This window comes from Desulfovulcanus sp. (assembly GCF_982781345.1).
In genome coordinates this window covers 1-12,648 of the sequence record NZ_CEYAEZ010000016.1, presented here as the reverse complement: position 1 = coordinate 12,648, position 12,648 = coordinate 1, and the positions used below count along the sequence as shown (strand labels likewise).

The 12,648-nt window shown below is 42.4% G+C and carries 10 protein-coding genes; 9 read left to right on the top strand and 1 reads right to left on the bottom strand.

Going from position 1 to position 12,648, the window contains the following annotated elements:
- Positions 1–4: 4 nt before the first annotated feature.
- The gene (locus tag AC3WVG_RS04090; protein ID WP_488796908.1) at positions 5–706 is read left to right on the top strand and encodes a ubiquinone/menaquinone biosynthesis methyltransferase; all 702 of its coding nucleotides are present in this window, start codon (positions 5–7) and stop codon (positions 704–706) included.
- A gap of 52 nt (positions 707–758) precedes the next feature.
- On the opposite strand, the gene AC3WVG_RS04085 is transcribed toward AC3WVG_RS04090, so the two are convergent.
- On the bottom strand, positions 759–959 hold the full coding sequence (locus AC3WVG_RS04085) for a DUF2065 domain-containing protein (protein WP_488796907.1): 201 nt from the start codon (positions 957–959) through the stop codon (positions 759–761).
- 117 nt (positions 960–1,076) lie between these two features.
- On the opposite strand from AC3WVG_RS04085, the gene AC3WVG_RS04080 reads away from it, so the two are divergent.
- From AC3WVG_RS04080 to AC3WVG_RS04045, 8 genes are all read left to right on the top strand, one after another.
- Positions 1,077–2,390, top strand: a complete 1,314-nt coding sequence (locus tag AC3WVG_RS04080) for a nucleotide sugar dehydrogenase (protein ID WP_488796906.1) — start codon at positions 1,077–1,079, stop codon at positions 2,388–2,390.
- A gap of 259 nt (positions 2,391–2,649) precedes the next feature.
- Positions 2,650–3,336: a futalosine hydrolase gene (gene mqnB, locus AC3WVG_RS04075; protein ID WP_488796905.1), complete on the top strand. Its 687-nt coding sequence runs from the start codon at positions 2,650–2,652 to the stop codon at positions 3,334–3,336.
- 119 nt (positions 3,337–3,455) lie between these two features.
- Positions 3,456–4,247 (top strand): 1,4-dihydroxy-6-naphtoate synthase, encoded by a 792-nt coding sequence (locus tag AC3WVG_RS04070; RefSeq protein WP_488796904.1) that lies wholly within the window; start codon positions 3,456–3,458, stop codon positions 4,245–4,247.
- A 69-nt stretch (positions 4,248–4,316) separates the two neighbouring features.
- Entirely contained in the window at positions 4,317–5,297 is a 981-nt protein-coding gene (locus AC3WVG_RS04065) for a polyprenyl synthetase family protein (RefSeq protein WP_488796903.1), read from the top strand.
- Positions 5,298–5,547: 250 nt separating this feature from the next.
- Positions 5,548–8,055, top strand: coding sequence for a sensor domain-containing diguanylate cyclase (locus tag AC3WVG_RS04060; protein ID WP_488796902.1), 2,508 nt, complete (start codon positions 5,548–5,550; stop codon positions 8,053–8,055).
- Positions 8,056–8,302: 247 nt separating this feature from the next.
- On the top strand, positions 8,303–11,302 hold the full coding sequence (locus tag AC3WVG_RS04055) for a phosphoribosylformylglycinamidine synthase subunit PurS (RefSeq protein ID WP_488796901.1): 3,000 nt from the start codon (positions 8,303–8,305) through the stop codon (positions 11,300–11,302).
- A gap of 208 nt (positions 11,303–11,510) precedes the next feature.
- Positions 11,511–12,002 (top strand): phosphate-starvation-inducible PsiE family protein, encoded by a 492-nt coding sequence (locus tag AC3WVG_RS04050; protein ID WP_488796900.1) that lies wholly within the window; start codon positions 11,511–11,513, stop codon positions 12,000–12,002.
- A gap of 164 nt (positions 12,003–12,166) precedes the next feature.
- Positions 12,167–12,451 (top strand): hypothetical protein, encoded by a 285-nt coding sequence (locus AC3WVG_RS04045; protein ID WP_488796899.1) that lies wholly within the window; start codon positions 12,167–12,169, stop codon positions 12,449–12,451.
- Positions 12,452–12,648: the final 197 nt, after the last annotated feature.

The window sequence follows — 12,648 nt, the reverse complement described above, 5'->3', positions numbered from 1 at the left end:
GGCAATGACTATCTCTGAACACAGTCAGAAAGTGGCGGGACTTTTTGGCCGTATTGCCCGCTGGTATGATTTTTTAAACCATTTTTTAAGTCTGGGCCTAGATATTTATTGGCGGTATAGGCTAGTCAGAAATATGGCCGTGCCCGCAGAGGGGCTCGTCCTAGACTTGGCTGCAGGGACACTGGACGTGAGCAGAGAAGTTTTGCGTCAGAATCCTTCAGCTAAAGTACTGGCGCTTGATTTTACCCTGCCTATGCTTCTCACCGGACAAAAAAAGTTGAGTACCAGGGAAAAAAAACGCATATTTCCTCTCCAGGCTGATGCAAGAAAAATTCCGTTGCCAGACGAAAGTGTGGACTGTGCAAGCATTGCCTTTGGTATCCGCAACATCTTACCTAGAAATCAAGCCTATGCTGAAATCCTGCGAGTTTTAAAGCCTGGCGGGACATTGTGCATTCTGGAATTCGGGACCGGGAAAAGAAAAGTCTGGAAGGGTATATACAACTTTTATTTGTCCCGGGTGTTGCCACTGGTAGGTAAGATAGTATCAAAAGATGCTTTCGCCTATAGATATCTTGCCGAAACTATCTGCAGTTTTCCAGGTCCCAATGAGCTGGCCCGAGAAATTGTTCAGACTGGATTTTCCCGGGCATTTTTTTACCCTTTAAGTTCAGGGATTGTGTATATTCATGTGGCACAAAAGTAGGGTCGCGGCCTCTTACCGTTAAAAAACGATTCTTAACTATACATTAGAAAATTCAAAATTTCCGGCCCACAAAAACGATAAGCAAGCCGAGTATTATGGCCGTAAAGCCCATTCGGCGAAGAGCGGAAGGTGGTTTTTGCGACAAGAGGCTTAAAATTTGAGACATTTTTTCCGCCCATAGAAAATAGGGTAGCCCTTCTATGACAAAAGCTAGCCCCAAGGCTGAGAGAAAGAGGGAAAAATCAAACTTCATGGATAATACTTATCCTCAAAGATAATGAAAGTCCAGTTTTAGAAGATAGCTCATATTTGATAGCTATGGAAAGAAAATATTAATGCCTCAAACTACGAGTTAAATCAGGGAGGAAAAATGATCCGCTTTGAGGAACTGATAAGTAAACAGGAGACCATTGCTGTTGTCGGTTTGGGTTATGTAGGGCTTCCCCTGGCGGTGGCTTTTAGTAAGTATTTTCAAGTTATCGGCTTTGATATTAGTGAGGAAAGGATTGCGGCTCTAAAAAAAGGCGAGGACAAAACCAAAGAAGTTGAACCAGATGAATTGAAAAAAGCATCCATAAACTTCAGCGCTGACCCCAAAATCCTTGGGCAGGCCAAGTTGATTATAGTGGCTGTGCCTACTCCCATAGATACTTATCGTCGACCCAATCTTAGGCCGGTAATAAATGCTTCCATTAGTGTGGGACAAAATTTACAAGCAGGTTCTGTAGTTGTTTATGAGTCCACTGTTTACCCCGGAGTAACAGAAGAGGAATGCGTGCCAATCTTAGAACGGGAATCAGGGCTCAAATGCGGCCGTGATTTTTGGGTTGGGTACTCTCCGGAGCGTATAAATCCCGGTGATAAAGTCCATACCTTAGAAACAATCGTCAAGGTTGTTGCCGGCCAAAACAAAGAGACCACAGAATTTCTGGCTCAAGTATACGGACAGGTGGTCAAAGCCGGCATTCATAAGGCCTCTAGCATTAAAGTAGCTGAAGCGGCCAAAGTTATTGAAAATACCCAAAGAGATCTAAATATTGCCTTGATGAATGAGTTGGCCATGATTTTTGATCTCATGGGCATTGATACCTTAGAAGTACTCGAAGCTGCCGGGACCAAATGGAATTTTCTGCCCTTTAGACCAGGTTTGGTGGGGGGTCATTGTATCGGAGTGGATCCGTATTATTTGACTTTCAAGGCCGAGGCGCTAGGCTATCATCCCCAGGTGATTTTGGCTGGCCGGCGGATAAATGATTCTGTAGGCAAATATGTGGCCGAAAAGACAGTCAAAGAACTAATTAAACGTAATTGTCTCATAGGCCAAGCGCGGGTTGGAGTCCTAGGTCTTACTTTTAAAGAAAACGTGCCTGATTTAAGAAATAGTAAAGTAATCGATATAATTACAGAGCTCTCTGAATACTGCCTTCAGGTTCTTGTCCATGATCCTCTAGCCGATCCAAAAGAGGCCGAAAAAGAATATGGAGTTAATTTACTTCCTTTTGACCAACTGACAGACTTAGATGCTCTGGTTTTGGCCGTGCCGCATCAGAGCTATAGAAATTTGAGTGCTGCTGATTTGGCCAGGTTGTTTAAAAATCCTCAAAATGGAGTGCTGGTGGATGTCAAAGGCATGTTTAAGCCAAACGACATCAATGCTCATGGGCTATCGTATTGGCGATTGTAGATTGGTTTAGTTTGTTAAATGATAGATCTGCCAACTAACGTAGCATCATGACCATCCATTTGTGGCAAGATTGTTGAAGTGGATTTTTGCAGGTGGGGTTCCACTTGGACTCTTTAAACTCTGGAGACACTATCTTTGTTGAGTGTACTCAGGAACAGATTGATAAGTTGCAAAAAATTTTAGCGAAGAATAAAGCCAACATTAAAAGCATTACTGAGCTTAAAAATAATCATAAATACTTAGCGATCCAAAAGAGTTGATGCTTGTTTTTGCTGCGGCCACAATAAAAGAACTAGGCTCATTTATTCACGGCCACGTGCCCATGCCCAAATCTGATTCAGGGCTGGTTGTCACTACTTATAAAAACAAAGAGGTGGCTTTCTTAGTTACAGGTATTGGCCCCCTAAATGCCAGCCATAAATTATCTGCGTGTGTAACCGAACACAATGTAAGCGGAGTAGTTAATATCGGCATTGCTGGGAGTTTCGACCTGGACTTTCTCGGATTAGGAGATATTTGTGTGGCCAAACGAGAAATCTGGCCTGAGTTTGGTCTGGTCACTGATGATGGCATCCAGGCTCGGGGCCTAGGGTTTGCCCAGGCCCTTTTAAACGGAGAAAAGATTTGGGATGTTCTCGAACTCTCTCCTGACTTGGCCAGCAAAGACTTGGGTATTTTCCTTCCCATGTCCTGGTCCAGGGTAATTAGCTTAACAGTAGCCGGAGTTACAGGGACACAAGCAAGGGCCCGGTTGCTTAAACAAAAATACGGCGCACATATTGAGAATATGGAAGGTTTTGCTCTTGCTTATGTTTGTATTTTAAGACAGATTCCTTTTATAGAAATAAGAGCTATTTCTAATTTGGTCGGCTCTAGAGAAAAAAAAGACTGGGACATAAATCTGGCTTTAAAAAAATTGAATTCAATTTGGCCGACTTTTTTTTAAGGTTCGACGTTCGAGTTTTTTTGAGTTCGAGGTAATCGTAGCCTTTTCACAAATCCAGGCTTAACTTTGAGCCTTTTAAAATAATTCAACATCCAACATTAAACATTCAACATTATCCAATGTCTGATCTTAAATCATTAACCATAGCTATTTCTCCCTGCCCCAATGACAGTTATATTTTTGGAGCTTGGGTACTGGGGTTGGTCGGAGACGTAGAAGGGTATAGGAGCAGATTCTTTTGGAATGATGTGGAGGCCCTGAATGAACAGGCTGAGAGACGAAAATTTGATATAGTCAAGGTCTCAGCAGTTCAGGCTCTGAAACTTGATGCAAGGTATCATATTTTAAGTTGTGGCGGAGCATTTGGGCTAGAGCACGGGCCAAAACTCGTGGCTCTGGCGGGAAAAAAGGGGGTGTTTAAGCGTATTGCCGTGCCAGGGTTAAAGACAACGGCCTTTTGGCTGCTTAAAGGGGCACTTGAATATGACTTTGAGCCTGTTCCCATGGTTTTTGATCAAATAGTTGAGGCAGTGCAGAGACAAAAGGTTGACGCCGGGCTGGTTATTCATGAAACTGCCCTTGTTTATGAACATTATGGACTGAATCTGATTTTGGATCTAGGCCAGTGGTGGAAAACCAGGACAGATAATCTTCCCCTTCCCCTGGGAGTGATTATTGCCAAGAAATCACTCGGGCAAAAACTAATCTCCGCAGTGCAGGAAAAAATACAGGCATCTATTGGGCTTGCTCATAAGAAAAAAGAGGCTGTCTGGCCTTTTATAAAATCCCTGGCCCAGGAAATGGATGACCCTGTCGTTGAAGAGCATATAAATGCCTATGTTAATTCTTTTAGTCTGGAAATTGGCCCATTGGGAAAAAAAGCTTTAGAAATGCTAAAGGAAATTGGTTGAGCAGTTAAACAGTTGATTCATGAACCAGTTAACCGATAAATCAATTATGATAATGGAAACAGCTTGGACTTGAATAAAAATAAGATGAAAGTAAAAGAATATTTGCAAAAAGAATTACCCCTGATAAACTTGGTTCTAGAAGAAGAGTTAAAAGGGTTACACCCTTCTGTACGCCAGGTTGCCGAATATACTTTAAGCGCTGGAGGCAAACGCTTACGTCCACTTCTGACCATTTTAATGGGCCGTGCTTTAGGTTATACAGATAAAAATCTTTATCCACTAGCCTGCGCCTTGGAGTTTCTTCATTCAGCTACGCTAATGCATGATGATATTTTAGACAATGCTCATTTGCGCAGAGGAAAGAAATCAGCACACTTGGTTTTTGGATTGACTCAGACAGTTCTGGCCGGGGATGGGCTCTTGGCACTAGCCAATATGATCGTGGCCCGATACAATTTGCCACCTTTGACTCACTGTGTGGCCGAGGCGATTTTAAAAACAGCCAGTGGAGAGATTGAAGAAATTCATTGGCTAAGAAATCCAAATCTAACCGAAGACACTTATTTGCAAATTATTGAAGGCAAAACAGCTTTTCTTATACAGGCCGCTTGCTTGTGTGGTGCTATTATTGCAAATAGTGATGAATATATGCAGGATAAGGCACGCGTTTATGGCTTAAATCTTGGCATTGCTTTTCAACTTGTAGATGATGCCCTGGACTATACTTCTATAAGCGCAATCTCTGGTAAACCTCTGGGCGGGGATCTAAGAGAAGGAAAACTTACTTTGCCTCTTATTTTATATCTTAAAAAATTGGATGAAGATAAAAGAAAAAATCTACTATCTAAAATAGCGGAAAACAGTTTGAGTGAAGAAGAAATAGAAGAGGTTATAACATCTATACAAGAGATGGGATTGGCCGAAAAAGTACGTCAGGAAGCTCAAGTTTTTTTGCAAAAGTCCGAAAAAGCCTTGGACAATTTTCCAGACACACTGGAAAAAGAAATACTAAAAAAAATTCTAGGGTTGGTTTTGTCCAGAGACAAGTAGCATAGATATAGAGTTTAGAGTCTGTGGCCAAACCTTACTTAAGAGGACAATTTTTCATAATTTTTTCAATCCTGATTTCTAATCTGGTAATTAAAATGGAGTTTGGACACAGATTCTTTAGAGCTCAGGACGACAAGAACATCAGAAGCATCACTTGACCAGAAGCCTTATTAGTTTTGCTATAAATATTAATTATTATTTTGTAAAATCATTATGTTATTAAGCCAAGTCCCGGCCCCAAACAAAAAAAATGGAAGACAAAAAAAAATTAGCCCATAAGCTGAAAAACTCACTCAAAGATACTCTCTATATAGTTTTTCCGCCGGTCATGTCTAAATTAGCGCTTGAGGCATCCAAGGCCAAACCAGATTTGGACGAATTAGTCCAAATTATTAGCCTTGACCCTGCTCTTAGCGCAGCCATTCTCTCCTTGGCCAATTCCCCCTTTTACAGCTTGAGTCAAAAAGTTACGGACATAAAAAGAGCTGCCGTAGTTTTAGGGGCAAAAGAAATCTTAAAAATAGCCATCTCAATTACCTTTCAACGAAATCTTTCAACCAAGCTCGAAAAATGTTATAATTTAAAATATAATACTTGGAGCCAGATTGTCTGGGGGGCCTCTGCCAGTGAGCTTTTGGCCAAGAAAGTATGCCCGGAAAAAGCAGAGATGGTTTATCTCTGCTCATTGCTAAAGGACCTGTCCCTTCTTTTAATTTGTTGCCTGAAAGATGAACGCGCGGATATTTTTAAAAAATTACAACCAGAAAACAAACAAAATATAATTTCTTTGCATGGTAACCAACTGAAACTGGAAGAAAATGAGTGGGGCATAACTCATCCGGAACTTACTCTCGCATTGCTCGATGCATGGGGATTCCCTGCAGAAAATTGTCAAGGAATAGGCAAACATCATGACATTGAAAACCTGCACAATTACTCACCTTGTGACCAGGCTATAATTTTAGGAACTTATTGGGCAGAAGCAGAGTTCGCTCATAGAGACTTTGAAGCTTTATTTCAACTCAAGCAATGGGCCAAAAAGATTTTCCACATTGACGCACAAGAATTTGAAGCGTTACGCGCTCAAAATACAGATCGGTTTAAGGCTCTGTGCCAGACTTTAGGCATAAGAGAAACCGAAAATGGAATCAAATTATACGAACTGCCGGTACAACGCATTCAAGATTTTTACTTTATGGCCCAAGAGATTGGGCAGTCAAGCGCCTCCTTAGAAAAAGTCGTCAAAACAGTAGCCAAACATCTTTACTGGACTTGGAACTTAAGCAACTTTTATCTGGCCTTACGTTCTCCTTTGACCAGATACTATCACCTAAACCGATATCAGAGAAAAGAAGGTGTGCAGGCCCTAGGCAAATATGCGAGTTTTGAACAGATACCCATATCGGGTAAACTGTTACCCCTTTCATCTGGCTCTTTGCACATTGGCGGGCTCTGGATTGATAAAAAGGAGCTATCGCATGATCTGTTAGAAGAACTTAATTTATACTCTGATTTCCTGGCCAGGCACTATAAAGTTTATTATTATCGACAATTAGGTATTGAAAGCAAAGCCAAGGCTATAGACCTTCTTCCTGTTGGTATAGCCCAGTTGAATCTTAATGGAGAAATTTTACAGTTAAACCGTAAATTAAAAGAGATATTAGGAGTGAACACCCATATTCAGGGTACATTTTTCTGGAATTTAATGTCACAGACGCACAAATTACCCCCTGATCCTCTATGGCTTGACTTCTTGGAAGGCAAATCAAAATATTACAGCAAACTTTTTTGTTCCTTTGAACCCACATCCAAACAAAAAGAACCTTGCTGGCATATCGCTGCCCACAAAGTTAAAATTGAAAAAGTAGAGCAGATCATGGTGGTTGTACAGGACATCTCCGATATTACCTCTTTGGAGGCAGATATTGTCCGGCAACGCGAATTCTTGCATGGTGTGATTGAGTCCATGCAAGATCTTGTTCTAACTGTAGATAAACAAGGCCAAATTCTCTTTGCCACCCCAAAGTATGCTGCTCCCCACCTCAAAGGAAAAAATTTATTTACCATTGCTACTCCGGCACCTGTCATTGCTCCTATTTGGGGACCAAGCATTCTTGACCAACAAGATATGCCAATCGAGGCCACTATTCCTTTGGGAAATACCCTGAAAACCCTGGAGTTAATCATAACTAAACTAAGTGGTCCAACACCTCAATATCTTATTGTTGGCCGTGACCTGACCACCATTAGACGATTAGAGCAAAAAATCAAAATGCAAGCGACATTTGACTATCTGACAAAGATATTTAACCGCCATCAACTCAAACTATTTTTGAAGCGGGAAGTCAGTCGGGCAAAACGAACCGGAAAAGGATTAGGCCTTATTTTTTTTGATTTAGACAAATTTAAAACATATAATGATCGTTTTGGACATCAAGAGGGCGATCGGGCTCTGGCAAAATTAGGCCGGATTTTACGTCAAAATTCAAGACAAGGGATGGATTTTCCCTGTCGTTATGGGGGCGATGAATTTGTCCTTTTGGCCAGCGAGGTGGATAAAGACAACTTGGAAGCGCTAGCCGAAAGAATTAAAGAAAGTTTTGACCAGATATTTAAGGGTCAATTAACTTTAAGTATTGGTTTGGCCATGTTAAAAGAAGGTGAGGATGCAAATAACTTGCTCTACAAGGCAGATCTGGCAAGTTACAGGGCCAAAAGCTCAGGGGGCAAAAAAATTATTTGGGCAGAAGATGTGTAAGCATAGAGGGATTGCAAAAGCACAAGGCACTGGATTTTTTTATTTATTATAGTAATCTTATGCATATGCATAATTGCATTTTGCCTGATAAAACCAATAAACCCACTTAATAAATATGCAAATCAAATTCACCCCCCAGGATAATAAAAACAAAAAAATTTCCAAGCCTCAACTTTTAAATCTTAGAAGCTACAACCCCACGACCTCATTATTTCACAAGTAAACTTTAATTTAAGGAGTACACACTATGCTTTTTAAGATAGAAGTTGCTTTGCGCCCCGAAGTCAGAGATGTGCGCGGAGAAAAAGTAGCCCGAAAGATCAGGGATGAACTGGGCATACAGGTGGAACAGGTGCGCATCATCAAAGGCTATACCATCGCCGGACTAACTGAAAAAGAAGTGGACCAGGTTCTGGCTAAAGAAGCCCTTTTTGATCCTGTCCTGCACAGAGCCTCCTTAACTCCCCTAGCCCAGAATTTTGATTGGATTATTGAGGTAGGATTCAGGCCGGGTGTTACCGACAATGAGGGGAAAACTGCTACTGAAGCCCTAAAAATGGTTCTGGATTCCGCCACAGGGGCTGAACAGCCAGATTTTAAAGTGTACACCAGCGAACAATTCCTGCTTACAGGAAATTTAACCCAAGACCAGGTTGAACATATAGCCCGGGACCTCTTGGCCAACGAACTTATTCAGCGCTTTGCAGTAAAAAGCCGAGATGAGTGGTCAAGACAACCTGGCTTCCCTATTGTTGAACCCAAAGTTACTGGTCAGGCCAGCGATGAGGTGGAGATCGTTCCTCTGCAAGGTTTAAGTGATGAAGAACTTTTGCGCCTGAGCCGTGAGAGGGTTCTCGCGCTAAGTCTTCAAGAACTATACGCCATAAAAAATTATTATAGCCGAGAAGAGGTACGGAAAGCACGCCAGGTTTTTGGTCTGCCCTCTGAGCCTACAGATGCGGAGTTGGAGTGTCTGGCTCAAACCTGGTCTGAGCACTGCAAACACAAGATATTTAACGCCCGCATAGAGTATGAAGACAGGGAAACTAATAAAAAAGAGGTGATTGACAGCCTGTTCAAGACCTATATTGCCGGAAGCACTAAAACCATCCGCCAGCAAAAAGGGGATAAGGATTTCTGTCGCTCTGTTTTTAAAGATAACGCTGGTGTCATTGAATTTGACGAGGAACTCCTGGTCTGCATCAAGGTAGAAACACACAATAGTCCTTCTGCTCTGGATCCTTATGGAGGGGCGTTGACCGGTATTGTTGGCGTGAACAGGGATCCAATGGGTACAGGCCTGGGCGCCAATTTGCTGTGTAATACGGACGTTTTTTGTTTTGCGTCGCCTTTTTACGATAAAGAGCTCCCCCCAAGACTGCTTCATCCTCGCCGGGTCATGGAAGGCGTGCGCGAAGGAGTAGAGCATGGTGGTAATAAATCCGGGATTCCCACTGTCAATGGAGGGGTAATTTTTGATGAGCGCTACCTTGGTAAACCCCTGGTTTTCTGCGGGACCGTCGGTACAATTCCTGCTGAAATCAACGATCAGCCCGGATATGAGAAAAAGGCCCGGCCAGGAGACTTGATTGTCATGACTGGTGGGCGCATAGGCAAAGACGGTATTCACGGGGCCACCTTTTCTTCCGAGGAACTTCATGAAGGCTCTCCTGCAACAGCCGTACAAATCGGCGACCCGATTACCCAGCGCAAAATGTATGATTTTTTGATGAGAGCTAGAGACATGGGTTTGTATAATGCCATCACCGACAATGGCGCAGGCGGACTCTCTTCCTCTGTAGGCGAGATGGCCGAGGACTGCGGCGGATGTGATCTGGACTTAAGCAAGGCACCGCTCAAATACGATGGCCTGCGTCCCTGGGAGATACTCTTGTCTGAGGCCCAGGAAAGAATGACCCTGGCAGTTCCGAAAGACAAAATTGATACTTTTCTGTCTCTGGCACGGGAAATGGATGTTGAGGCCTCAGTTCTGGGCGAATTCAATGATTCCGGAAAGTTTTTGGTCCGGTATAAAGATAAAATTGTTGCCTACCTGGACATGGACTTTCTGCATCACGGCCTGCCCCAAATGGAACTTAAAGCCATCTGGGAAAAGCCTTCGTTGCCTGAGCGGGTTGAAATTCCTAAAGACAAAGTTGGGGATCAGGAAAAATTTTTAGAAAAAATGCTCTCCAGGTTAAATATTTGTTCTCGGGAGTATATAATCCGCCAATATGACCATGAAGTGCAGGGTGGAAGTGTAATTAAACCCCTGGTGGGTCTTGTAAACGATGGCCCGGCCGATGCCGCCGTGATCAGGCCCGTTCTAAGCAAAGACCGGGGCTTGGTTGTTAGCAATGGCATTTGTCCAAAGTTCAGCGATTTCGATACCTATTGGATGATGGCCAATGCCATTGACGAGGCCATACGCAATGCCGTGGCCGTGGGCGGAGATTTACGCCATATGGCCGGGGTAGACAATTTTTGTTGGTGCGATCCAGTTCAGTCGGCAAAGACACCGGATGGACATTATAAACTCGCACAACTGGTGCGGGCAAATAAAGCTTTGGCCCATTATTGCCAAGTCTTTGGTGTGCCCTGCATCTCGGGCAAAGATTCCATGAAAAATGACTACACCGGTGGAGGAGTAAAGATTTCTATACCGCCTACGGTCTTATTTTCGGTCATAAGCGTGATCGAAGACATCCACATCTGTGTCACTTCTGATTTCAAACAACCTGAAGAACTGATCTACATTCTGGGCCTGACCAGAAAAGAGTTAGGCGGCAGTGAGTTCTTCTCTGAACTGGGACTTAAGGCCGGACAGGTTCCACTGGTGGACGCCTTAAGTGCCAGGAAGAGATATTTAACATTGAATCAAGCTATACAGCAAAAACTGATCACGTCTTGCCATGATCTCTCTGACGGTGGTCTTGCCGTGGCACTGGCAGAAATGGCCATTGGCGGTCGCCTGGGCGCACGTGTGGATCTGGCCCATGTTCCTACTTTGCCACGAGATTTATCTCTGGAAGAGATGCTGTACAGTGAATCTGCGAGTAGATTTCTGGTCACAGTCAAAAAAGAAGACAAACAAAAATTTGAAGACCTGTTTCAAGGTCAGACATTGGGCCTTATAGGACGAACTCTGGCAGAACCAAAGCTCACATTTGAGTTTAAAGATAAGACACTGTTTGCCTGTGAGGTAGAAAAACTAACCGCTGCCTGGAAAAAGACACTCGATTGGTGATCCAGCTTACTACTCCAAAAGTAAGGGGCACAACACGCTGTGCCCCTACTCATGTTATTTGCTACGTAGATTTGCTCACTTCGATCTCTTTAGCCAACCCAACCAAGACATCCATTCCTAACAATTTTCAGTTGACTATCCAAAGAACCACTTTATTTATTAGCTTATTTATTAACAAGAAAATTTAGTTTTAGGACAGGAGGTAAGGATGATTTCACGCAAGGTCTTTTCCAGAAAAGTATTTGAGATTGGTAGTGATATTCTACATTTTATAATTGGGATCCTTCTTATTCTCCTGGGCAGTGTCTTTGTAATTCACGTCGTGAGCAACTTGGATAAACTTTTTATAGATCAAGAACTGGCCGTAACCGTAGGCACAATATTGAATAAGATATTTTTTGTGCTTATGATTTTAGAAATAGCCCATACAGTAATGATTTCATACCAGGAACATGTCATAAAACCAGAACCTTTTTTATTGGTTGGCCTGATTGCTTCTGTACGCCGAATTCTGGCCCTGACCTTGAATCTGGTGGAAACACACCCAAGTATCGAAGAATTCAAAATGGCCATGGTTGAAACAGCTATTTTAGGCGCGTTGATTCTGATTTTAGTGGTAGCCATTGTACTTTTGCGACGATGTGATCAGAGAAAAAAAGAGGTAAAGTCCATAGTAGGAATAGAAACACCTGGTTCTTGAAAGCAAATTAAGGAAAAGGATATATAATAAAAAAGCAGTCTCTTAGACTGCTTTTTTATTTTTTACACACCAGTCTTGTCAAAAAGGTTAATCCTGTGCTAAGAATAAAGTAAAAAATGGCAGGACAAAATTTCTTTCAACTTTTTTAGTCAATGGAGCAGGTTATGGGCCAAGTCAAAATTGATCCTCACTCAAAATGTGTATGCATCCCCAAATGGTTGATATTTAGCAAAAAAATTCCGTTAAATCAGATTAAACAAAAATCGGAATGCATTAAAAATGATGGAGGCAATAAGATTTTTAAACTAACTTTGGCCGGCGACTTTGGTAAACAAGAAATCAAATTTTCAGACTATGATAGCTACGCCACTTTTATTTACGAATATCAAAAGGCTACCTTTGTAATGCTTCTCCTGGAATTGGAATTTTGCCGTCGTCAAATTAGTTAGTTAAAGTTGATTACTACCAGCCATTAAAAACCTTTTTGTTGGAGACATGTCGATGAAGCCTCTGCGTCATCTCTACTTGCAGATTCAGCAAGTCAGGTATTGCCTTTTTGCCTTTCTGGCCGCCCTGGCAGCCTCCAACTTCGGGCGCATTCGATAGCTGCACCGTTATTTAACTAGCTTCAATCTTGGCCCAAATT